This window comes from Aeromonas lacus (assembly GCF_000764665.1).
Lineage (GTDB): Bacteria > Pseudomonadota > Gammaproteobacteria > Enterobacterales > Aeromonadaceae > Aeromonas > Aeromonas lacus.
In genome coordinates this window covers 1-23,168 of the sequence record NZ_JRGM01000014.1, presented here as the reverse complement: position 1 = coordinate 23,168, position 23,168 = coordinate 1, and the positions used below count along the sequence as shown (strand labels likewise).

The following is a 23,168-nucleotide window of genomic DNA, read 5'->3' as shown; positions in this document are numbered from 1 at the left end:
CAAACAAATTGACAACAGAACAACAAATGACCAATAAAGAATTCGACCTGCACCATGTATGGCACCCCTACACCTCTCTCACTCACCCCCTGCCCTGCTATGAAGTGGCCAGCGCCAAGGGGGTGAAGATCACCCTCAGCGACGGCCGTGAACTGGTGGATGGCATGAGCTCCTGGTGGGCTTGCGTGCACGGCTATCAGGTGCCGGCACTGGACGCCGCCGCCACCGCCCAGCTCGGCAAGATGTCCCACGTGATGTTTGGCGGCCTGACCCACGCCCCGGCGGTCGAGCTCTGCCGCAAGCTGGTGGAGATCACTCCGAAGAGGCTGGATCGGGTCTTTCTGGCGGATTCCGGCTCGGTAGCGGTGGAAGTTGCGCTCAAGATGGCGCAGCAGTACTGGCACGCCAAAGGGACGCCCAGAGCCAAATTTGTCGCCCTGCGCAGCGGCTATCACGGCGACACCTTTGGCGCCATGAGCGTCTGTGACCCCGATGGCGGCATGCACGAGCTCTACAAGGGCTTCCTGCCCGAGCACCATTTTGTCGAAGCGCCGAGCTGTCGCTTCCACGCCGAGTGGGACGAGCAGTGCGTGGTGGAGCTGGCCACACTCATGGCGGATCATCACGAGGAGATCGCCGCCATCGTGCTTGAACCCATCGTGCAAGGCGCTGGTGGCATGCGCTTCTACCATCCCCGCTACCTGCAGTGGGTGCGCGCCCTGTGCGACGAATTCGGTGTGCTGCTCATCGCCGACGAAATAGCCACCGGTTTTGGCCGCACCGGCCAGCTGTTTGCCTGCGACTGGGCCGGCATCACTCCCGACATCATGTGTCTGGGCAAGGCGCTCACCGGCGGCTACCTCACTCTCTCGGCGACCCTCACTACCGAGCATGTCGCCCGCACCATCTGTGACGGCAAGGCCGGCGTCTTTATGCACGGCCCCACCTTTATGGGCAATCCGCTTGCCTGCGCGGTGGCCAACGCCTCCATCGATCTGCTGCTGGCCTCGCCGTGGCAGGAGCGGGTGCGCGCCATCGAGCACCAGCTGCGCACCGAGCTGGTAGAATTGACTCTTAACCCGGCGGTAGCCGATGTGCGGGTGCTCGGCGCCATCGGGGTGGTAGAGATGAAGGAGCGGGTTGACGTGGCGCGCATCCAGCGCAAGTTTGTCGAACTGGGCGCCTGGATCCGCCCCTTTGGCAAGCTGGTCTACCTGATGCCCCCCTTCGTTATCACCCCCGAAGAGCTGCGGGTGTTGACCGGTGCCATCAGTCAGGCGATTGCCGAAGGCGAGTTTTAAACATCATCGCGGGCGGCCTCACCGGTCGCCCGTCTGTGGCATCCCCATTTGATATATAAAGAGGGCAAGTTTATGCACCTCACACCCCGTTCACTTGCCGGAATGTGAGCAAAACACCAGACCTGAGGCGCCAAGAGGGGTAGACTGCTGCGGTTTTACCATCAAGAAAGATTGCTCATGCGCCTCTCCATTGCTGCCAAAATCAACTTTTTCCTGCTCTTCATCTTCTCCATGGTACTGGTCTTCTCCGCCGCCTATCAGGCGGTGCGCGAGCGCGATCTCATCCTGAGCCTCATCAAGGAGCAGAGTCAGGAGCAGACCGAAGCCTACTTCGACGGCCTCAACATGCTGATGCTGACCGGCAAGATGGATGCCCGCGACACCCTGCGCGCCAAGTTTCTCGAGCACGCCCATGTGGAGGATGCCCGCATCGTCCGTGGCGACGCGGTGAGCAAACAGTTCGGGCCGGGGCGCCCCGCTGAACAGGGCAAGGATGACTATGACCAGCTGGCGCTGGCGGGCAAAGGGAGCCTGGAGGTGGTGCACAACGGCATGCACAGCCGGCTGGTGGTGACCCGTCCGCTGCTGGCCAAGAAGGATTTTCGCGGCACCGACTGCACTAGCTGCCATCTGGTGCCGGAGAATACCGTGCTCGGCGCTGTCCGTTTTGATTACTCCCTCGACTCCCTCTTTACCCGGGTCGAGCAGAATATCCTCACCTCGGCGCTGATCCTCACCGGCATCTTCGGGCTGGGACTGCTGCTGACCCTCTGGGTCATCCGCACCTGGATCGTCCGCCCCCTCAACCAGCTGACCCGCTCCATGGAAGAAGCCACCGACATGCATGACTTCGGCCATCGGCTGGAGGGGGACGATGGCGACGAGATTGGCCGACTGGCGCTGGCCTACAACCAAATGCTCGACAGCGTGGAGCGCCAGCTTGGCAAGCGTCCCGCTTGCAGCAAACGGGATCATGAACAGAGCCGTACCACGGGCCAACCAGAAGACTAGAGATAGTAGAAGAGCAGGCTGGCGATAAGGATAAGCAGGAGGATCGCCAGATGGACGTGCCGGGCGTCCTCCCGGCGGCGATGGCGCTTGCGGCCAACAAATAGCGCCACCAGGGTTAGCAGACAGCAACCCCACAGCCCGTGTAGCAGCCAGGGGGTAAAAACCGGATCCCATCCGGCCCGCACGCTGGCGCCGCCATAGATCATAAAACCGTAAGCTCGCTCGGGGCGGGCATGGTGATAGAGGGAGAGCAACACGATAAAGCCGCCCCAGCAGAGCAGTACCAGCCCCTGCAACAGCCGTGTCAGCCAATCGGGCCCCTGCCGCCGATCTTTCACTCGCCTCTCCTGCTCCGCGACCCCATATCGGGTGAACCATGCCGAAAACCCCACCAGAGCCCGACATTTTTGCTTGTTTATCAAACCCGCGCGGGTAAGATTAACGGCTTAGTCTGCCATCATGGGCCAATGATTGCCCGGGCCAGACCCATAGCGCTGCAAAGAACAAGCTGGAGACAATATTTCGATGACGCACGCATCCGTAGTTGATGTGCTGACCGGTAAACATGCGGTTGGCACCACCCTGACTGTACGAGGGTGGATCCGGACTCGCCGTGATTCCAAGGCGGGGATCTCATTTTTGGCCATTTCCGATGGCTCCTGTTTCCATCCGGTACAGGCCGTCGTCCCCAATACCCTGGCCAATTACGAGAATGAAGTGCAGCGTCTGACCACAGCTTGCTCCGTGGAAGTGACTGGCGTCGTGACCGAATCTCAGGGCAGCGGCCAGGCGTTCGAACTGCAGGCCACCGACGTCAAGGTTGTCGGCTGGGTCGAAGATCCGGACACCTACCCGATGGCCGCCAAGCGCCACAGCATCGAGTACCTGCGTGAACAGGCTCACCTGCGCCCGCGCACCAACATCGTTGGCGCCGTGACCCGGGTTCGTCACTGCCTGGCTCAGGCCATCCACCGCTTCTTCCACGAAGAGGGTTTTGTCTGGGTAGCAACCCCGCTCATCACCGCCTCTGACACCGAAGGTGCCGGCGAGATGTTCCGCGTCTCTACCCTGGATATGGAAAACCTGCCGCGCACCGACGCCGGCAAGGTGGACTACAACGAAGATTTCTTCGGCAAAGAGGCCTTCCTGACCGTATCCGGCCAGCTGAACGCCGAAACCTATGCCTGTGCCCTCTCCAAGGTCTACACCTTCGGCCCGACCTTCCGCGCCGAAAACTCCAACACCAGCCGTCACCTGGCCGAGTTCTGGATGGTGGAGCCGGAAGTGGCCTTCAACAATCTGGAAGATAACGCCGCGCTGGCCGAAGCCATGCTGAAGTACGTCTTCAACGCCGTACTGACCGAGCGCCGCGACGATCTGGAGTTCTTTGCCCAGCACGTGGACAAGGATGCCATCGGCCGTCTGGAGCGTTTCGTCGCCTCCGACTTCGCCCAGATCGACTACACCGACGCAATCGAAGTGCTGCAGAACTGCGGCAAGAAGTTCGAGTTCCCGGTCTCCTGGGGTATCGACCTCTCCTCCGAGCACGAGCGCTATCTGGCCGAGGAGCACTTCAAATCTCCGGTAGTCGTGAAGAACTACCCGAAAGATATCAAGGCCTTCTACATGCGCCTCAACGACGACGGCAAGACCGTTGCCGCGATGGACGTACTGGCTCCGGGGATCGGCGAGATCATCGGTGGCTCTCAGCGTGAAGAGCGTCTGGAAGTGCTGGATGCCCGCCTCGCCGAGATGGGCCTGAAGCAGGAAGATTACTGGTGGTATCGCGATCTGCGCCGCTACGGCACCGTGCCGCACTCCGGTTTCGGTCTGGGCTTTGAGCGTCTGGTGGTCTACGTGACCGGTATGGGCAACGTCCGCGACGTGATCCCCTTCCCGCGTACCCCGCGTACCGCCGAGTTCTGATAACGACAACCTGTCGCACAGATCTGAAAAGCCGACCTTTGGGTCGGCTTTTTTATTGCCCGCTTTATGGCGATACTCAGGATCAATCGGCACAAGGGATCTGTAGCCCATGGGATATCGTCTGCTTCTGTTACTGTTACTGCTCTCTCCCCTGCGGCTAATGGCCGAAACCGTCCGTCTGACCACGCTGGAGTGGCCCCCGTTTACCACCCAAAGCCTGCCCGATGGTGGCCTCACCGGTCATATCGTCAAGCGCGTCTTTGCCGAGGCGGGGCTGGAGGTGGAGTTCGATTTTTTCTCCTGGCAGCGGACGGTGTGGCTCGCCTCCGATCCGGCCCACGGCTATATCGGCTACTTCCCCGAGTATCTGGCCGACAACCAGAGCGACAAGTGGCGCATCTCCGCCAGCGTGGGGGACAGCGTGCTGGGGCTGGCGCAGAAGGCGGGCAAGCCCATCTCCTGGCAACGGCTTGAGGATCTGGTTCCCTACCGGATCGGCGTGGTGGCGGGCTACGTCAACACCCGCGAATTTGACGCCATGATGGCGAGCCAGCAACTCCACACCTTTGCCGTGGATGGTGATCACCTCAACCTGCGCAAGCTGCAGCGCGATCGGCTCGATCTCGCCGTCATCGACCGGGATGTCTTCTATTGGCTGATCCACCACGATGACAAGCTCCATCCCGAGCAGTTGCAGTTCAATCCGAAGATCCTCGAGCACAAGAGCCTGCACATCATGTTCCGCCCCGACCAGCAGGCGCTGCAGCAGCGGGTGGACAAGGCACTCGCCAGACTCGATATCCAGAAACTGAGCGAGGAGTACCAGCGCCGCTATCTGGCCGATAAATAAAGACTCTTTCGGGATGAGCGGCAAAAGGCCGCCACTGCCGAAAAAAACATCCGAAGTGTCCCCTTTTTACCCCTCTTCTCCTCCTGCCAACCATCCGCAACCCGTTTTCATTTGTCTCCCTTCATCCATGCTTTTGCACCATCCCATCGGGCAAGATGCCCCTGCTTAAGGGATGGCAACCGGATGAAAAAATGATGGATTTGTTATTAGGTGGTTTTTAAGTGGTTTAATCAAAAATTCATCGAGTTATTGAAGTAACTCAATTTTTTCACTTTTGCAGGGGAGCAAAATAATAACTAACCCTTTTGGGCTAATTAAAAACAGACAATGACAATTCATGGTTCAGGCTACCCGCGGCAACATGGGTTGAATCACACGAGGTAATGGAATGATCTTGATGGAATTTTTGGTGGTACTCGGCTGCTTGCTGCTCGGTACCCGCTTTGGTGGCATGGGGCTCGGTCTCATCAGTGGTATCGGTCTCTTCCTGCTGACCTTCGTTTTCGGTCTGGTGCCGGGCGAACCGCCGGTGCAGGTAATGCTGACCATTCTGGCGGTGATCGGTTGTGCCGCCACCCTGCAGACCGCTGGCGGTCTCAACCTGATGATGCAGGTAGCCGAGCGTCTGCTGCGCCGTCACCCGCAATACATCACTATCCTGGCACCGCTCACCACCTGGACCCTCACCTTCCTGTGCGGTACCGGCCACGTGGTCTACACCATGTTCCCCATCATCGCCGACATCGCGCTGCAGAAGAATATCCGTCCCGAGCGCCCGATGGCCGTGGCATCCGTTGCCTCCCAGATGGCGATCTGCGCCTCGCCGGTATCGGTTGCCGTGGTCTCCATGGTCTCCATTCTGGCTGCCGGCCACGGTATCGGTCAGGCCTATGGTCTGCTCGACATCCTGATGGTCGCCATCCCCTCCTCCCTGACCGGCGTCATCGTGGCAGCACTGTGGAGCCTGCGCCGCGGCAAGGATCTGGACAAGGACGAGGAGTTCCAGGCCAAGATCCAGGATCCGGAGCAGCGTGCCTTCATCTACGGTGGTGGCGAGACCCTGCTCAACACCAAGTTCCCGAAAGAGGCCTACTGGTCAACCTGGATCTTCTTCGCCGCCATCGCTGCCGTGGTGCTGCTGGGTGCCGATGAAGCGCTGCGCCCCGTCTTCACCATCAAGGACAAGACAGGCCCGCTCTCCATGAACCTGGTGATCCAGATGATGATGCTGATCGCCGGTGCCATCATCCTGATGCGCTGCAAGGTCAAGCCGGGCGAGATCGCCAACGGCGCCGTCTTCAAGGCGGGCATGGTCGCCATCTTCTCCGTATTCGGGGTTGCCTGGATGAGCGAAACCTTCTTCCAGGCCCACATGCCGCTGCTCAAAGAGACCCTGGCCCACGTGGTACAGGCCCAGCCCTGGACCTACGCCCTGGTGCTGTTTCTCATCTCCAAGCTGGTGAACAGCCAGGCCGCCGCCCTCACCGCCATCGCCCCCATGGGTCTGGCGCTGGGTGTGGAGCCGAAACTGCTGATCGCCTTCCTGCCGGCCAGCTACGGCTACTTCGTGCTGCCAACCTACCCAAGCGATCTGGCCTGTATCGGTTTCGACCGCTCCGGCACCACCCGCATCGGCAAGTTCATCATCAACCACAGCTTCATCATTCCGGGGCTGATCGGGGTGGTGACCTCCTGCTCGCTGGGCTTCGTTCTGACCAGCATCCTGCTCTGACCGGCGCTCGCTGTTCAACCACTGCCACAGGCCCCCACACGGGGGCCTGTGCTTTTGTGGCGCACACCATCCGGCTTTGCCAACTGCCCGCACTCTGGGTAGCATGACCCCTCTTTTCGTTGCGGAATCTCCCCCATGTCTCGCGTCATCGTGCTCTGGAGCGGCGGCAAGGATGCCATGCAGGCCCTCTGCCATACTCGCGAAGCGGGCCATCAGGTGGTGGCACTGGCTACCTTTGCCCCCCCTGCCCCCCGCTTTCTGGCCCATCCCCTGTCGCAAGTGCGTCGGCAGGCGGCGGCCCTCGCTCTGCCCCATCTGCTGGTGACCATAGAGGCGCCGTTCGATCTCGGCTATGAGCGGGCGCTGGCACGGCTCAAGGAGGAGTGGCAACTCGATGGGGTGGTCACCGGCGATATCGACAGCGTGGGCGGTGCGCCTAACTGGATCCGCGAACGCTGCCGCCCGCTTGGTCTCACCGTGCATACGCCGCTCTGGCAACTCTCCCGCGAGGCGCTGCTGGTGGATCTGCTGGCCCGCGGCATCGTCGCCCACCTCTCCTGCGTCGATACCAGGGTGCTGGCTCCCGAGTGGGTGGGACGCACGCTGGATGCCGCCACCCTCGCCGAGTTGCAGCAGCTGGCAGCAACCCAAAGCTTTGATGCCTGCGGCGAGCAGGGGGAGTACCACACCATGGTGACCAACGGCCCGGGCTTTGCGGCGCCGCTGGTGCTCGGCCACTGGCAGGTTGCCCATCAGGAACCGCTTGCCTATCTGCTGGAAGATGAAGGTTGAGGGCACAAGAGGCGCCGCTTTGCTGGATGAAGGTTCGCAGGCACGGCTGATAAAAAAACGGGAGGCGATGGCCTCCCGTTTTGCTTCTCTTTGACGCCGACCTAGTTGGCCAGCTTACCCAACACCCGCTGCAGCAGGCGGATCCGTGGCTCGATGCTGTCGAGCAGCAGAAACTCCGCCTCCGAGTGGAAGCCACCGCCCATGGGGCCGAAGCCATCCAGCGACGGCACGCCAGCCGCTGCGGTAAAGTTGGCATCCGAGCCGCCACCGGCCTCCAGCCAATTGAAGCCGCTCCCCTCCTCTTTCGCTGCCGCCTCCACCAGCGCCATCAGCGCCTCGGTGTCACCGCTCGGGCGCATCGCCGGCTTGAAGGTCTGGCGATCCACCTCGACCCGGCAGCCCGCGAGGAAGGGGTTGTTGGCCATAAAGGTGAGCCGCTCGTGCACCGCCACAGCTTCTTCGTTGCTCCAGAAGCGCAGATCGACGATCGCCTCGGCATAGTCGGGCACCACGTTGACGCCAGTGCCGCCCTGCACCACCCCCACGTTCATGGTGGTGCCGGTCTCCATATTGACCTGCTCGTTGATGGCCAGCACCCAATGAGCGAGTTCGGTGATGGCGGAGACCCCTTCGGTCAGGGCCGAACCGGCGTGGGACGCCTTGCCGTGGAAGGTAATGCGGTACTTGGCATTGCCCTTGCGGGCGCTAATGAGATCGCCACTCGGGCGCGCCGCCTCGGCCACCAGCACGCAACCGCTCTGCTTGGCCTTCTCCACCAGCCAATCTTTGGACCAGGGGGAGCCAATCTCCTCGTCGCAATTACAGCAGACCAGCACCTTGAGCTTGGCCAGCTGCGCCGGATCCATCTCTTTCAGGGCATACCAGGTGGAGAGCAGGCCGCTCTTCATGTCCGACACGCCGGGGCCAAAGGCCTGATTGCCTTCGATTTTCAGCGGGCGCTTGGCCGCCGTCCCCTCGGGGAAGACGGTGTCCATGTGGCCCACCAGCATCACGTCGTAGTGATCGGCCCCCGGGGCATTGGTTGCCTCGAGGCAGGGGCCACATTCGGCGGCGAACTGGTGACGAGTCACCTGCCAGCCGATGGCCTCATATTTCTCGGTCATGATGTCGGCCACTTTGGCCACCCCGGCCGGGGTGCGGGTGCCGCAATCGAGGTTGATGAGCGGGGCCAGATCGGCCAGATAGGTATCGAGGGAAAACGGGCGTGTGAGGTTGGTCATTATCTTCTCCATGAAACAATCTGCGAAAAAATCAGATTGTTTTTGCAACAATGCGGAACGGCGAGCTGTCACACCCGCCTTGCCAACAGCGGTCAGCCAGCCAGAACCGGGTGGCCGACCGCCCTGTAAACCACCGCTTTTACATGAACAGCAGATAGTTGAGGGTCAACGCCGTCACCAGCGCCCCCGCCATGGGCACGCAGGTGCGCTTGACCACCACGAAGGGGGAGACCTTGGCGATGCCCGCACAGGCGATCAGCACCGCAGCAATCGGGGAGACGGTGCGGCCGATGCTGGAGGCGAGCTGCATCGGCAGCAGCATGGTCACCGCCGGTACGCCGAACTTGGCTGCCACGGCAGGCGCCAGGGTCGAGAAGCTGAGGAACGCCGCGTTGCCGGAGCCCATGATCACCGCCGCCACCATGATGAGCCCCACCATCACCAGGGTCATCAGACCGCTGCCGATACCGGCATTGCTGGCAGAGTGCAGCAGGGTATCGATGGCGCCGATGGCTTTGAGGGATTCGGCAAACAGCTCGGCACAGACGATCAGCGCCACCACAGGGCCAAACACCTTGCCCATGCCGTCGAGGAAGCTCGACAGCCCGGCGAAGGCGGTACGTACCGAGCGGGTACGCAACAGCTCACACAGCATGCCGATAAAGACCGACAGCAGCATGGCCACTTCCACGCTGACGCTGATGGTGGTCACCAGCAGTTTGGAGAAGGTCATCATCAGCACGAAGGGAATGATGGGCAGCAGGGCATACCAGGTGGGTGCCGCTACCGCGTCGGTGCCCTTCTCGTCCAGCTCGGCGTGTTCGCCGCGATGCTGGGCCGGATCCCAGCCATCCTTGCGGTCACAGTGCCGCTGCCAGAAGAAGTGCAACACCATGGTCACCAGCAGCATGGGAGCCACCAGCCAGATCTGGTAATCGACAAAGTAGCTGGTCGGATCCATGCCGGATTGGCCGGCGGAGAAAATGGCATTGGTCTGGGTCGGGCCAATCTCGAACGCCTGGGAAGTGGCGATGACGCCGCAGGCGGAGGCCGGGCTGATGCCGAGGTTGCGCATCACCGGATACATGGTGACCATCAACAGCAGGCCAAGGCCGGTGGCGGAGGTGACGAACAGGGAGACAAAGACCGCCACCAGATAGCAGATGGAGAGCATCAGGTAGCTGGACTGAATGCCTGCCACCGGTTTGACCGCTACCCGCACCAGCGCCTGGGAGGCACCGATATGGGACATGTAGGTGGCAAAGCCGGCCACCGCCATGATGGTGAGGCCGAGGCCCGCCGCACGGTAGGAGAAGATCCCCTTGAACACTTCGAACAGATCGAACAGGGCAAAGCCGGTGCTCTTGTCAGCGGGCAGAATGGGGTGCAATCCCAGCCAGTAGGCAAGGGTGAAAATAGCCATACCGGCCAATGCCAGCACCGCCTGCGGGTTGTAATCCTTGATGATGCCGTAAACCACGGCCACCAGTACGAGCAAGACGAAGACGAGTTCCAATATTCACTCCTGATAAATTTATCGAAGAGCGAAATCTAGTGATCTGACCAGAACTTGCCTTTGATCCCCATCAATAAAGGGGCCATCACCGCCATCAGACAGCATAATATGTCGAGCAGGTAACACTTTTTCATCATTCACACTACCGAGAACCGTTTTACACGGTTTAATCAGGAATTGTGTAACGCGACTCCCCTCTTTTTTGCGTTGGATCAACATAAGCCGCCCCCGAAGCGGCCAAGATGCGCATCGACAAGAGCGACCATTTCGCGCCGGAGAGAGTTATGACAAACCAAGCCACCGCAGGTGTCTCGACCTGCGATTATCAGCTGTGGGATATCCTCGTCGAGTCTGCAAAGGAACGCACCACCATTCGTTACTCCAAACTGGCCAAACTGGCCGGACTGGAGCAGCGTCAGGACGAACTGCGCACCCTGCTGCAGCGCGTTCGCATGTACTGCACCGAAAACCATCTGCCGATCCTCTCCGCCATCGTGGTGGACGATGTGGGCAAATACAGCGGCCTCTCCTCCAGTCTGCCCGACGCCCCCTGGGAGCGCGCCCGGGTCTTTGATCACCCCTGGCATCCGCTGCACTGATCCCGCCCCCCGGCAGCACAGCAGAGCCCCAAGCTCTTCTGCCACTCCAGAGCGCGCCACCCGGCGCGTTCTGGCTATCTGGCTCCCCGCTTTTCCTCCTCTCGACCCTCCCGACGATGCCATCAGCGTTGCCATGGGATCGCCACAATGCCAGAATCGGGCCCTTGCACTCTGTTGATTCGGATTTTCGGGCGCAGCCACGGCTAGCGCCCACAAGAGAAGGACTCCCCATGGCCACCACCCTCTATGGCATCAAGAACTGCGACACCATCAAGAAAGCCCGCAAGTGGCTGGATGAGGCCGGTATCGACTACCGCTTTCACGACCACCGCGCCGACGGCCTGAACCCGGACGATCTCGACCGCTGGCTGGCCAAGCTCGGCTGGGAAGCGCTGCTCAACAGTCGCGGCACGACCTTCCGCGCCCTGCCGGATGAGGCCAAACAGGGGCTCGACACCGCCAAGGCGCGCGCCCTCTTGCTGGAGCACCCGGCGATGATCAAGCGCCCGCTGCTGGATCGTGACGGCGAGCTGACCCTGGGTTTCAAGGCTGATCACTACCAATCCCTCTTCTCCCGTTAAGGACAACTAAGGACAACTGATGTCGGATGTCATCGCACTGGCCAAGGATCTGATCCGCCGCCCCTCCGTTACCCCCCTCGATGAAGGGTGCCAGACCCTGATGGCGGAGCGCCTCGCCAAGCTCGGGTTCGTCATCGAGCCCATGGTGTTTGAGGACACCACCAACCTCTGGGCCCGCCGTGGCAGCGAGGGGCCGCTGTTCTGCTTCGCCGGCCACACCGACGTGGTGCCCGCCGGGCCGCTGGAGAAATGGCACACCCCGCCGTTCGAGCCGACCATCAAGGATGGCACGCTCTATGGCCGTGGCGCTGCCGACATGAAGGGCTCGCTGGCCTCCATGGTGGTGGCAGTCGAGCGCTTCGTGGCCGAGCATCCGGACCACGCAGGGTCGATCGCCTTCCTTATCACCTCCGATGAAGAGGGGCCCTTTATCAATGGCACCACCCGGGTGATCGACACCCTGGAGGCCCGTAACGAGAAGATCCGCTGGTGCATCGTCGGTGAGCCCTCCTCCACCGCCGAGGTCGGGGATGTGGTGAAAAATGGCCGACGCGGCTCCATCACCGGCGATCTGCTGGTGCGCGGGGTGCAGGGGCATGTGGCCTATCCCCATCTGGCGGACAACCCCATTCACAAAACTGCGCCAGCGCTGGCGGAGCTTGCCGCCACCGTGTGGGATGAGGGCAACGCCTACTTCCCCCCCACCAGCTTCCAGATTGCCAACATTCAGGCGGGCACCGGCGCCTCCAACGTCATTCCCGGCGAGCTGCAAGTGCAGTTCAACTTCCGTTTCAGCACCGAACTGACCGACATGGGTATCCGTGAGCGGGTCGAAGCACTGCTGGATAAACACAGCCTTGATTATCAGCTGAGCTGGACCCTCTCCGGCCAACCGTTCCTCACCGACACCGGCGCGCTGCTCGATGCGGCTGTGGCGGCCATCGAGGCGGTGAACGGTCAGCGACCGGCCCTGCTCACCACCGGCGGCACCTCCGACGGGCGCTTTATCGCCCCCACCGGCGCCGAGGTGATTGAGCTTGGCCCCGTCAACGCCACCATTCACAAGGTGAACGAATGTGTGAAGGCGGACGATCTGGATCTGCTGGCCGACATGTACCAAGGGGTGCTCGAGAGATTGCTGGCATGACGCAGGAACAACTGATGGGGCTCGATGAGAGCCACCTTATTGTGGTGGGGCGCGGGCCCCATCGTCTGACCGCCGCCACCGCGGCGGCCTTCAACGACATGCAGGTGGCGGCCTCCTACGAGGGGTTCAACCTGCAGGCGGCCTCCAGCTGGCGCAGCTTCGATCGCCAGCTCGCCATCTGGAATGGCAAGTGGCGCGGCGAACGGCCGCTGCTCGATGCCAACAGCCAGCCCATCGATGCCCTGCAACTCTGCGAGATAGATCGGCTGCACGCCATTTTGCGCTGGAGTGCACTGCCGGGCACCAGTCGCCACCACTGGGGTACCGATCTCGATATCTACGACCCGGACTGTTTGCCTGCCGATACCAAACTGGCGCTGGAGCCGTGGGAGTATGAAGCCGGGGGCTGGTTTGCAGATCTCAGCGAGTGGCTCAGCGATCATATGAGCGACTTCGGTTTCTTCCTCCCTTATGCCAAACCGGTCGGTGCAGGCAGCGGCGTCGCCTACGAGCCGTGGCACATCAGCTTCGCCCCCGAAGCGGGCGAGCAGCAGCTCGACCCGGCGGCGCTGGCGCTTTGCCTGCAACAGGCGGATATTGAAGGCAAGGCGACCATTCTGGCCAATCTGGACAAGATCCTGGCCCGTTACGTCACCTTGCCATCCACTGATTTGCCCCGCGATGAAAGGAGTAGCACATGAATCTCTGGCTCTGGATAGGGCTGCCACTGCTCTTTCTGCTCGGACTGTTTCTCAATGCCATCAAAGACATGAAACGGCTGGAGAAGCAGTTGCCCAAATACAAGGACAAGATCCGTGAAGTGAAGGACGATGACGACGACTGAGTCGTGCCATCCGGGGAGCACCTGTGTGCTCCCTTCTCTTTGTCTGCTGTGTATCTCCTGCCCTTGCTTCTCTCCTCCCCAGCTTCAGGTTTCCATCTGACCATCACTGTCAACATCCCCTCTCACCCACTCTGCGGGGTCAGAAGATGGCGCGCGAGTGGTGAAAAAATGTCAAAAGATGCAAATTAATGCACAATTAAACCACACAAGGGGGTCTTAACTGCATATAATGTGCCTACTTTGCCGTTAGTCAGAAAGGAGTTCGCCCTTGGATGCAGTGACCATCAACAGTTTCTTTTTTGTCGGTGCCCTGTTGGTTGGAGCCAGTGTCCTGCTAAGTGCGCTCTCTTCCCGTCTCGGTATTCCCATTCTGGTTATCTTCCTCGCCGTCGGCATGCTGGCGGGGGAAGATGGCCCCGGCGGCATCCACTTCGCCGACTACTCCATCGCCTATCTGGTGGGCAACCTGGCGCTGGCCATCATCCTGCTCGACGGCGGCATGCGCACCCGGGTCTCCTCGTTCCGGGTGGCGCTCTGGCCTGCCTTGTCGCTGGCGACGGTCGGGGTGGCCATCACCACCGGCCTGACGGGGCTCGCCGCCGCCTGGCTGTTTGACCTCAACCTGATGCAGGGGATGCTGATCGGCGCCATCGTCGGCTCCACCGATGCGGCGGCAGTCTTCTCCCTGCTCGGCGGGCGCAGCCTCAACGAGCGGGTGAGCGCAACGCTGGAGATAGAGTCAGGCAGCAACGACCCCATGGCGGTCTTTCTCACCGTCACCCTGATCGAGGTGCTCGCCACCGCCCAACAAGGGCTGGATGCGGGCTTCCTGCTGCTGCAACTGGTCAAGCAGTTTGGTCTTGGCGCCGGGATTGGCCTTGCCGGTGGCTGGCTGCTGTGGCGCCTCATCAACACCGCCCGCCTGGCGCCGGGGCTCTATCCGCTACTCACCGTGAGCGGCGGCCTGCTCATCTTCGCCCTCACCACGGCGGTGGGTGGCAGCGGTATCCTCGCCATCTATCTCACTGGTCTGTTGCTCGGCAACCTCTCCCTGCGCAGTCGCAGCACCACCTTGTCGGTGCTGGACGGCCTGACCTGGCTCAGCCAGATCGGCATGTTTCTGGTGCTGGGGCTGCTCGCCTCCCCCCACAAGCTGCTGCCCATCGCCCTGCCGGCGCTGGCGCTGGCGATGTGGATGATCCTGTTTGCCCGCCCCATCTCCATCTGGATCGGGCTTCTGCCGTTCAAGAACTTTGCCCCGCGCGAGCGCTGGTTTATCTCCTGGGTCGGCCTGCGCGGTGCCGTGCCCATCATTCTGGCGGTCTTCCCCATGATGGCGGGGCTGCCCAACGCCCAGCTCTACTTCAACGTCGCCTTCTTCGTGGTGCTGGTCTCGCTGATCTTGCAGGGCAGCTCGCTGCCGCTGGCCTCAAAACTGGCACGGGTCGAAGTACCGGCACCGCCGTCGCCCATCAACCGCTCGGGGCTCGAGATCGATCTCGACAGCCAGTGGGAGACCTTCGTCTACCAGCTGGGGGAAGAGAAGTGGTGCATCGGCTCGCCGCTGCGGGATCTGCGCATGCCTGCCGGCACCCGGGTCAGCGCCCTGTTTCGCGGCCGCGAGCTCCTCCACCCCTCGGGCAGTACCTGCCTGCAGGCGGACGATATCCTCTGCGTCATCGGCCACGAGCGAGATCTGCCCGCCCTTGGCCAGCTCTTTAGCCAGGCGCCGGAGCAGGATCTCGGCCCGCGCTTCTTCGGTGACTTCCAGCTGGATGCAGCAGCGCGGCTGGTGGATCTCGCCCCTATCTACGGGCTGGATGTGAGCGAGGTGGCGGATCAGACACTGGGCGATTTTATTGCCAGCCAGCTTGGCGATAATCTGGTAGTCGGTGACAACATCGAGTGGCAGGGCCTGATCTGGACCGTGGCCGAAATGGATGAGAGCATTCCCGTCAAGATCGGGGTTCGTTTTCAGGAAGAGGATCCGGTCTAGCCGACCGGCCCGTATCAAGTCCCCCAGCAAGAAGGGAGAGAGTTATGCCATATCAGAGTTTGCAGTCCGGTCTGCTGCCCCCCTCTGCCAATCTGGGGGTGATCGAGGGCTTTTTTGGCAAGGGATGGAGCTGGCAGGCCCGTGCCCGCTACGCCCAGTGGCTGCCGCGCCACGGCTACGGCTTCTATATCTACGCCCCGAAAGAGGATGGCTATCTGCGCAAGCACTGGGCCCTCCCCTGGCCCGAGCAGCAGCTGGCGGATCTCGCCGAACTGGCACGCCAGTGCCGCGCCAACGGGCTCGCCTTCGGGGTGGGCTTGAGCCCCATGGGGGCGCATCACGACTATGAGCGCAAGCGCCCGGCGCTGCTCGAAAAGGTGCGCCTTATCGATGAAGTGCTGCAACCCGACATTCTGGCGGTGCTGTTTGACGACATGAAGGGGGATACCCCGGATCTGGCCCGGCACCAGCTCACCATCGCCCACGATATTGCGGCCCACAGCAAGGCGACACGCCTCATCTTCTGCCCCAGCTACTACTCGACCGATCCGGTGCTGGAGAAGGTGTTCGGCGCCATGCCCCCCCGCTATCTGGAGGAGATTGGCGAGCAGCTCGACCGCCGCTTCGAAATCTTCTGGACCGGCCCCAAGGTCTGCTCGACCGAGTATCCGGCCAGCCACCTCAAGCAGGTGACCGAACTGCTCGGCCGCAAGCCCTTCCTGTGGGACAACTACCCGGTCAACGATGGCAGCAAGGCGAGCAGCTATCTCTATCTGCGTGCCTTCGAAAACCGCCCCGCCGAGCTGGCAGAGCTGGTATCAGGCCACGCGGTCAACCCGATGAAGCAGGCAGCGCTCTCCGCCCTGCCGCTCGCCACCCTGCCGATGAGCTACAAGCTCGGTAAGCAGTATGATCCCGGCAAGGCGCTGCACGCCTCCCTCAACGCCACCTGCGGCCCGCAGATCTCGGCAATGATCCAGGCCGATCTGCCGCTGTTTCAGGATCTGGGGCTGGCCCAGCTTACTCCCGAGCAGATTGCCGCCCTCAAGGCGCGCTACCTGCCGTTTCGCGACCAGACATGCGTCGATGAAATCGTGCGCTGGCTGGACGGCGAGTATGTGTTTGACCCGGACTGCCTGACCGATTAAACCACCCCGCGGGGCTGGAAGGAGGTTGTATGGATGCACACCTGCTTTACCAGAATCTGGCGGTGATCGCCGCCTTTTTGCTGCTCTACAGCCTGATCGCGGGGCGCTTTGAGTCAAAACTGGTCAACGGCCCCCTGCTCTTTCTGCTGAACGGCTGGCTGCTGGGGCCGGGAGGGTTGGAGCTGCTCTCCCTCTCCATCGACAGCGCCGGCATCAAGCTGCTGGCAGAACTGACCTTGGTTATCGTGCTGTTCAACGATGCCGCCAACACCAACTGGCAGGTGCTGCTGGCCAACCGCCAGCTCCCCATCCGGCTGCTGCTGATCGGCCTGCCCCTCACTCTGCTCTGTGGCGCCCTGTTTGGTCACTGGCTCTTCCCCGACCTGCCACTGCTGGAGATGGCCATCCTCTCCACCATTCTCGCCCCCACCGATGCAGCGCTCGGCAAGGCGGTGGTGAGCAACCCGGCTGTACCGGCGCCACTGCGCGAAGGGCTCAATCAGGAGAGTGGCCTCAACGACGGCATCTGCGTGCCTGTGCTGCTTCTGCTGCTCGCTCTTATCGCCCCCACCGAGGAGCACACCGGCACAACAGCGCTGGCCATCACCCTGCTGCTGGAGGAGATCGGTATCGGTCTGCTGGTCGCCTTCGTGCTGACCGCCCTCACCGTCCGGCTGCTGAAAGTCTCCTATCTCAACGGCTGGCAACTGCCGCTCTGGCGTCAGCTCACCATGCCGGGGCTGGCCCTGCTCTGCTTTGCGCTGGCCCAGACTCTCGGTGGCAGCGGCTTTATCGCCGCCTTCGTCGGTGGTCTGCTGATGGGTCACCGCCTTGGCGAGCACAAGCACGCCTACATGGATAGCTGCGAGGGGTATGGCGATCTGCTCTCGGTGGTGATCTGGATGGTGTTTGGCGCGACCCTGATGCCCATCCTGCCGGAGCTGCTGCACTGGCAGTTCTGGCTCTATGCCGCCGCCAGCCTGACCCTGCTGCGGATGGTACCGGTCTGGCTGAGCCTGATCGGCACCGGCCTCAAGCCCGAGCTCAAGCTCTTTATCGGCTGGTTCGGGCCGCGGGGCCTTGCCAGCATCGTCTTTGCGGTGATGGTGCTGCAAAACGAGCCCGCCCTTATCGGCCAGCGCCCCATCATCGCCACCGTGCTCTGCACCATCATCCTGAGCGTCATCCTGCACGGCCTCACCGCCAACCCCTGGGTCGAGCGCTTCAAGCCCCATTGAGGGGATGCGCCGCCAACGAAAAAGCCCCGGGCATCGCCTCGGGGCTTTTCTTTTATGCGGCACCCAGCGCGCCAGGGCCCGCCCTAGGAGCTCGAACCCTCGGCCTGGGCCCGGTAGACCAGGATCCCCGGCTTGTTCTGCACGTACTCCAGGAAAGGGGAGTCCACCACCTGCATGTTGCTCGAGAGGGAGGAGGCATTGCGCAGCACGGGGCCGCTCTCGCCACGGATGAAGATGCCGGTGTGGGTCACGTCGAGCCCGGCAAGATCGGTATAGATGCCGATGTAGTCGCCATCTTCCAGCAGGCTCAGGGTGTTCTCGTCGATGCTGGCGGACGGAATGTAAGTGATGTCCCGCGCCGTCACTCCCAACCCCGGAATGTAGTGGCCGCCGTCCGCCTTCTGGTTGAGCTGCTTGGCCGTGGTCACCACAGCGCCGCCCACCAGATGGGTCACGTCACTCACCCGGTTGTCACCATGCACCCAGTCGGAGAAGAAGTGCTTTCTGGTCAAATAGTTGACCTCACCGTTCACGTAACGAGTGTGCATCACGTTCTCGATGAAGTGATGCACACTCGTTGCGCGACGCAGTGACTCGACGTAATCCAGATAGGTGAAACAATCGAGCCCACCAAAATCCACCACCAGCTGCTCCTGGGTATCGCTCGAGCCGACCAGCCGGTTTGCGACGTAGGGATTGCCCAGAAAGAGCCCGGAAAAATCCCTGATCGACTGCCCCGGCGATCCCTGCTGCCGGGCAAACAACTCGAGAAGCTGCGGCTCCTTGATGTTGTAAAAATCGAGGTTCCTCTCTTTGCCGGCGACCGCCGCGCCGGCAAACAGGAGCAATGCGATACTGGTTAGCCTCATCATCCTTAATTCTCCTTGCTCAGAATGTTAAAAATGGACCGTTTGTGCCCTCCCACGGCCGCAAAAAAACGCCATTCGAAACTGACGATACTGCAGCCACTTGTAAACCGGATAAATGTAAGCAAATGTGGCCAGCCTCCCCATCCCGCCCAGGCGACCACGTTCATGACAACTCCTCGTTCCCAGAGGCATCACGAAAAAGCCCCGCTGGGCGGGGCTTTTCGGCAGGGTCAGGTCGGCTGGCAAGCGATGGCATCAACCCAGCGCCAGCCAGACCCCCACTCCCAGCATCAGGGTACCGGCGATGCGGTTCATCAGGGTGACGTTGCCGCTCTTGGCGAGGAAGTGGCGCAGGGTGCGGCCGCCGCTGGCGTAGAGCAGCAGGCAGGAGAACTCGATAAGCAGGATCAGCGCCACCAGCGCGGTGATCTGCGGTGCCATCGGTCGGCTGGCCGAGATAAAGGGGGGGAGCAGGGAGATCATGAAGGCCCACCCCTTGGGGTTGGCGATGGCGGTGACAAAGCCTTGCAGCGCCAGTCCCATGGGGCTGCTCTGCTGCCCGGCCGCGAGATCAGCCGGAATGGCCATCTTCCCCTTGGCCTGCCACATCTGGATGCCGAGCCAGATGAGATAGGCGCCGCCCACATATTTGAAGGCGGCAAAGATGGCCGGGTAGTTGAGCATGATGGCCGCCACCCCGATCACCGAGAGCACCGACACCAGCCCGACCCCGATCAGCTCCCCCCACATCATGTGCAGGGTACGGCGCACGCCAAGACTCATCCCCAGCGTCATCGCCAGGGTCATGCACATGCCGGGGGTGACGGAGACAAAAAAGAAAGTGGGGATAAAAAGCGCCAGAATGGCCGGATCAATCCAGCTGGACACAACAAACCTCCGTGGCAAAACAGGGTAGCAAACGAGGATCAGGCAGCCGTAAACAGCGCCGGAATGTTATTTGAGCAAGCCTGTCATCTTGCCCATCCCGCGCTTTTGAGACAAGAAAAAACCTTTGCTTTCAGCGTATTTCAGCACGAAAAGGCTGTGACACCCCCTGACGCGGCTGTGTAAGATAGCGCCTCCTTCATTTTCGGGGTTACGTCTCATATGTCATTGAATAATCTATCAATAAGAATTCAGGTGCTGATACCGCTGCTGCTGGCCAGTCTGCTGATGATGGTGATGATTGTCATCAGCAAACAGGGTCTGGACGAAGCCATTAGTGACATAGATGAGACGACCCAGAGCGTGGTACGCAACAAGGACGATATTGCCAAGCTGATCCACGCCACCTACCGGCTGCGCACCAGCGCCATCTACGGCCTCTACGACGCGGCCCAGTTTGCCGCCCTGCCCGCCAACCTCAACAGCGCCGAGCAGGAGATCACCACCATCCTCGCCCGTCTGGTGATCCCGGGCGCCGAACAGGATAACCGTCAGGTGGCGGCAGCCCTGCAGGCCTACCTTGGCCACACCCGCAACAACATGCTGCCACTGCTGACCCAAAAGCATCAGGGAGGTGGCGATGCCGCGGCGTATGAGGCCGCCCGCCTCCAGTTCCGCGAGCTGGGCGAACAGCTCATCAAAGAGATCGACACCATGTCGGCCCACATCAACCAGCTGACCCAGAGCGAGCTGGCGCTGGAGCAGGCCCACTACCATGCCACCCTGCTGCGCACCCTGCTGCTCACGGCCGTCGCCCTGCTGGCTGCACTGCTGTGTGGCTGGTGGCTCTCCGGCCGCATCGTCAGCCCCATCGGCCAGCTGCAGAGTGTGATGCACGCCGTCGCGCAGGGTCGCTTCAACGTCCGCGCCAAGGTCGAGGGAGACAATGAGCTGGCCCAACTGGCCAAGGATATCAACCTCACTCTGGGGCAGCTTGGCAGCACCATCGAAACCCTGACCGGCATCAGCAACAACGTCGCCTCCGCCGCCACCGAGCTGGCCGCGGTGATGACCCAGGCTGAAGCCAACGCCCAGCAGCAGCGCGGCGAGATTGAACAGGTTGCCTCCGCGGTGACCGAGCTCTCCAGCACCGCCGACAACGTCAACCACAACGCCGCCGTGGCCGACGAGCTGGCGCGCGATGCCAACAGCCGGGTTGAGCAGGGGCTCGCCCTGTTTGGCGAGAGCATTGCCGCCAACAGCCGGATGGCAGGCAGTCTGGAAGATGCCGCAGCCATCGTCGCCCGCCTCAAGACCCAGTCCGAGCAGATCGGCAAGGTGATTGAGGTGATTCAGGGGATCTCCGAGCAGACCAACCTGCTGGCCCTCAACGCGGCCATCGAGGCGGCCCGTGCCGGCGAAACCGGGCGCGGCTTTGCCGTCGTCGCCGACGAGGTGCGGATGCTGGCGGCCCGAACCCAGGCCTCCACCAAGGAGATCCAGGCCATCATCGAGCAGCTGCAGAGCCAGTCCCAGTCCGCCAATCAGGGGGTTCAGGAGACGCTGGAGATCCTCGAAAACAACCAGCGCCTCTCCGCGCAGGTACAGGATCTGCTGAGCGGTATCACCGGGGCGGTGCGCCAGATCAACGATGCCAACGCCCAGGTCGCCACCGCCGCCGAGGAGCAGTCCTGCGTCACTGCCGACATCAACCGCAACATCACCAACATCCACGAAATCGTGAGCCAGAGCTCCGCCGGCATCAGCCAGAGCGCCAGCGCCAGCCATGAACTTTCGGAGTTGGCCGAGCAGCAGCGCAAGCAGCTCTCTCACTTCCAGCTCTGACACGCAGCCTGAAAGATAAAAAGAGGCCTGCACAGGCCTCTGGATAGCAATAAAGCCCCTTATTTTATAAACAAGGGGCTTTATTTATTCGGCCACATATCCCTTCGCGCACTCCCCCTTGTGCCTCCATACGATATCAATCCACACGTTTTTCCCCTCCTCCGGTAACCGTCCGAACAACGCATTACGACAGGTTTAACCACGATGCGTGGTGCAGGAGGCAGCTTTTTTAAACGCCATTTTTTGGCAGTTGGTGCCATAAGGGGCTGGGCTGTGGGGGCAAATGTGAGTATGGTAGAGGCACGTCACTCCCCCTCACGTGAGAAGATCATGAGCCTGAGATTCAAGAAACCCGCTTTTATCGCCCTGGGGCTCATTGCCCTCGTTTCCGCCACCTGGCTCGACTACTACCTGCCGGAGCACACCATCGCCACCATCACCGGGGTCGAGGTGAAGCGCACCGACAAGGATGGCCCCATCAGCCAGAAGAACCCGGCTGACGGCCCCACTACCGATGTCTACTACATCTACACCGAGCGCCCCGGCGAGAAGATCCGGGTGTTCCGCAACGAGGATACCGAGTGGGGCTGGCCCTTCTACTTCAAGTTCAACGCCGCCGACGTACAGGCCAAAGCCAAGTCGATGGAGTTTGAAAAACGGCTCGCCATCATCACCTCCTACGGCTGGCGCATCAACATGCTCTCCATGTTCCCCAACGTCACCAAGATTGAGAGCACCGAGCCTGACGCCTCCACCTGGAGCTTCTTCCGCTGGTTCTGGTTCGGCCTCTGGGCACTGGTGATGGGCAAAGCCGCCATCGCAACATGGCGCTACTTCGATCGTCTCGAGGACGAGCTATGAGCGAGCCGAGCAAGACCCGCACCAGCTTCTACCGCCGCCTCTACGTGGCCTGGCTGATAAGCCAGGGCACGGATACGGTGCCCGCCATCATGGAGGCGACCGGCATGCCGCGCCGCACTGCGCAGGATACCCTGACGGCGCTGGCCGAACTCGATATCAGCTGCGCCTTCGAGCAGACCGAGGGGGCTCGTCACCTGCAGGGGCACTATCGCATCAGCGACTGGGGCCCCATCAATCCAGCGTGGATCAAGGCCCAGCTGCCTCTTATCAAGGAGACACTGAGCTACCCCTGATCAACGTGCGCCAGTTAAACATCGCAATGTTGCTGGCGCAGTTTTGTCATAGTTATCTCATTTTTTTCAAACAGATGGGTAACTATAAGTAGATATATTACTCAGCTAAAACAAGTGGATAGAACATTCTATAGCTGATTTCCATATCAATATATTTCCATTGGAAAATATAAGTTTAAATGGAAGAACCATGATCAGTTTTCTCAATTTATTATCAATAGAGTCTAATAATTTCAACCCAAAAAGAATTAAATTTGTTAGACATAAAGACAATAGACATGAATACAGAGAATTAATAAAAGACAGAGATGAACTACTAAAATACCAAGCAGAACAATCAAAGAATGTTTTTAAAGATTGTGATTACATTTTTTCCTTCTTTGGTCTGGAAAGCACCAAGTCATTGTTTATTGGAATTTTCAAAGTTAATAGTGTGAAAGAAGTAAACAATCGCTTCTATTATGACTTGACAGAAATTGACGGTGTTAGTGAT

23 protein-coding genes are annotated in these 23,168 nt (G+C 61.0%); 18 read left to right on the top strand and 5 right to left on the bottom strand.

Annotated features, from left to right (window positions below; genetic code table 11):
• Positions 1 to 26: 26 nt before the first annotated feature.
• Together bioA and LG31_RS0101960 are read left to right on the top strand one after the other, a co-directional pair.
• On the top strand, positions 27 to 1,301 hold the full coding sequence (gene bioA, locus LG31_RS0101965) for an adenosylmethionine--8-amino-7-oxononanoate transaminase (RefSeq protein ID WP_033112836.1): 1,275 nt from the start codon (positions 27 to 29) through the stop codon (positions 1,299 to 1,301).
• A 177-nt stretch (positions 1,302 to 1,478) separates the two neighbouring features.
• On the top strand, positions 1,479 to 2,312 hold the full coding sequence (locus tag LG31_RS0101960; RefSeq protein ID WP_033112835.1) for a HAMP domain-containing protein: 834 nt from the start codon (positions 1,479 to 1,481) through the stop codon (positions 2,310 to 2,312).
• Here LG31_RS0101960 and LG31_RS0101955 read toward each other — a convergent pair.
• Positions 2,309 to 2,650, bottom strand: coding sequence for a hypothetical protein (locus LG31_RS0101955; RefSeq protein ID WP_033112834.1), 342 nt, complete (start codon positions 2,648 to 2,650; stop codon positions 2,309 to 2,311). The genes LG31_RS0101960 and LG31_RS0101955 overlap by 4 nt on opposite strands.
• Before the next feature lie 187 nt (positions 2,651 to 2,837).
• On the opposite strand from LG31_RS0101955, the gene asnS reads away from it, so the two are divergent.
• From asnS to LG31_RS0101935, 4 genes are all read left to right on the top strand, one after another.
• Positions 2,838 to 4,238, top strand: a complete 1,401-nt coding sequence (gene asnS / locus LG31_RS0101950; RefSeq protein ID WP_033112833.1) for an asparagine--tRNA ligase — start codon at positions 2,838 to 2,840, stop codon at positions 4,236 to 4,238.
• A gap of 109 nt (positions 4,239 to 4,347) precedes the next feature.
• Positions 4,348 to 5,088 (top strand): substrate-binding periplasmic protein, encoded by a 741-nt coding sequence (locus LG31_RS0101945; protein ID WP_033112832.1) that lies wholly within the window; start codon positions 4,348 to 4,350, stop codon positions 5,086 to 5,088.
• A 388-nt stretch (positions 5,089 to 5,476) separates the two neighbouring features.
• Positions 5,477 to 6,820, top strand: coding sequence for an anaerobic C4-dicarboxylate transporter (locus LG31_RS0101940; protein ID WP_033112831.1), 1,344 nt, complete (start codon positions 5,477 to 5,479; stop codon positions 6,818 to 6,820).
• 135 nt (positions 6,821 to 6,955) lie between these two features.
• Positions 6,956 to 7,612, top strand: coding sequence for a Dph6-related ATP pyrophosphatase (locus tag LG31_RS0101935; protein ID WP_033112830.1), 657 nt, complete (start codon positions 6,956 to 6,958; stop codon positions 7,610 to 7,612).
• A gap of 101 nt (positions 7,613 to 7,713) precedes the next feature.
• Here the strand turns inward: LG31_RS0101935 and LG31_RS0101930 are convergent, their stop codons facing one another.
• Together LG31_RS0101930 and dcuC are read right to left on the bottom strand one after the other, a co-directional pair.
• Positions 7,714 to 8,853, bottom strand: coding sequence for a M20 family metallopeptidase (locus LG31_RS0101930; protein ID WP_033112829.1), 1,140 nt, complete (start codon positions 8,851 to 8,853; stop codon positions 7,714 to 7,716).
• Between the two features lie 139 nt (positions 8,854 to 8,992).
• Positions 8,993 to 10,369, bottom strand: coding sequence for a C4-dicarboxylate transporter DcuC (gene dcuC / locus LG31_RS0101925; protein WP_033112828.1), 1,377 nt, complete (start codon positions 10,367 to 10,369; stop codon positions 8,993 to 8,995).
• 284 nt (positions 10,370 to 10,653) lie between these two features.
• Here dcuC and LG31_RS0101920 point away from each other — a divergent pair, with 284 nt between their 5' ends.
• The 8 genes from LG31_RS0101920 to LG31_RS0101890 all read left to right on the top strand — a co-directional run bounded on the left by LG31_RS0101920 (position 10,654) and on the right by LG31_RS0101890 (position 17,922).
• Positions 10,654 to 10,968 carry a hypothetical protein gene (locus LG31_RS0101920; protein WP_033112827.1) on the top strand — a complete coding sequence of 105 codons (315 nt, stop codon included), beginning with the start codon at positions 10,654 to 10,656 and terminating at the stop codon, positions 10,966 to 10,968.
• Positions 10,969 to 11,198: 230 nt separating this feature from the next.
• Positions 11,199 to 11,549, top strand: a complete 351-nt coding sequence (locus LG31_RS0101915) for an ArsC family reductase (protein WP_033112826.1) — start codon at positions 11,199 to 11,201, stop codon at positions 11,547 to 11,549.
• 19 nt (positions 11,550 to 11,568) lie between these two features.
• On the top strand, positions 11,569 to 12,696 hold the full coding sequence (gene dapE / locus LG31_RS0101910) for a succinyl-diaminopimelate desuccinylase (protein WP_033112825.1): 1,128 nt from the start codon (positions 11,569 to 11,571) through the stop codon (positions 12,694 to 12,696).
• Entirely contained in the window at positions 12,693 to 13,397 is a 705-nt protein-coding gene (locus LG31_RS0101905; protein WP_033112824.1) for a M15 family metallopeptidase, read from the top strand. Before dapE ends, LG31_RS0101905 begins: the two co-directional genes overlap by 4 nt.
• Positions 13,394 to 13,540, top strand: a complete 147-nt coding sequence (locus tag LG31_RS21395) for a hypothetical protein (RefSeq protein WP_104015276.1) — start codon at positions 13,394 to 13,396, stop codon at positions 13,538 to 13,540. Before LG31_RS0101905 ends, LG31_RS21395 begins: the two co-directional genes overlap by 4 nt.
• Before the next feature lie 268 nt (positions 13,541 to 13,808).
• Positions 13,809 to 15,536, top strand: coding sequence for a potassium/proton antiporter (locus tag LG31_RS0101900; protein ID WP_033112823.1), 1,728 nt, complete (start codon positions 13,809 to 13,811; stop codon positions 15,534 to 15,536).
• Positions 15,537 to 15,580: 44 nt separating this feature from the next.
• Positions 15,581 to 16,684: a beta-N-acetylglucosaminidase domain-containing protein gene (locus tag LG31_RS0101895; RefSeq protein ID WP_033112822.1), complete on the top strand. Its 1,104-nt coding sequence runs from the start codon at positions 15,581 to 15,583 to the stop codon at positions 16,682 to 16,684.
• A 29-nt stretch (positions 16,685 to 16,713) separates the two neighbouring features.
• Complete coding sequence (locus LG31_RS0101890) at positions 16,714 to 17,922, top strand: cation:proton antiporter (protein WP_033112821.1); 1,209 nt, start codon at positions 16,714 to 16,716, stop codon at positions 17,920 to 17,922.
• Between the two features lie 83 nt (positions 17,923 to 18,005).
• Here the strand turns inward: LG31_RS0101890 and LG31_RS0101885 are convergent, their stop codons facing one another.
• Positions 18,006 to 18,794, bottom strand: coding sequence for a DUF1460 domain-containing protein (locus tag LG31_RS0101885; protein WP_033112820.1), 789 nt, complete (start codon positions 18,792 to 18,794; stop codon positions 18,006 to 18,008).
• A 252-nt stretch (positions 18,795 to 19,046) separates the two neighbouring features.
• Entirely contained in the window at positions 19,047 to 19,679 is a 633-nt protein-coding gene (locus tag LG31_RS0101880) for a LysE family translocator (protein ID WP_033112819.1), read from the bottom strand.
• Positions 19,680 to 19,898: 219 nt separating this feature from the next.
• Here LG31_RS0101880 and LG31_RS0101875 point away from each other — a divergent pair, with 219 nt between their 5' ends.
• The 4 genes from LG31_RS0101875 to LG31_RS0101860 form a co-directional block, all read left to right on the top strand.
• On the top strand, positions 19,899 to 21,521 hold the full coding sequence (locus LG31_RS0101875) for a methyl-accepting chemotaxis protein (protein WP_033112818.1): 1,623 nt from the start codon (positions 19,899 to 19,901) through the stop codon (positions 21,519 to 21,521).
• A gap of 330 nt (positions 21,522 to 21,851) precedes the next feature.
• Positions 21,852 to 22,382, top strand: a complete 531-nt coding sequence (locus LG31_RS0101870; protein WP_033112817.1) for a DUF1523 family protein — start codon at positions 21,852 to 21,854, stop codon at positions 22,380 to 22,382.
• Entirely contained in the window at positions 22,379 to 22,675 is a 297-nt protein-coding gene (locus LG31_RS0101865; RefSeq protein ID WP_005337957.1) for a winged helix-turn-helix domain-containing protein, read from the top strand. The genes LG31_RS0101870 and LG31_RS0101865 overlap by 4 nt, the downstream gene beginning before the upstream one ends.
• A gap of 190 nt (positions 22,676 to 22,865) precedes the next feature.
• Positions 22,866 to 23,168: hypothetical protein (locus LG31_RS0101860; RefSeq protein WP_033112816.1), on the top strand; the 303-nt coding region annotated here is incomplete at its 3' end.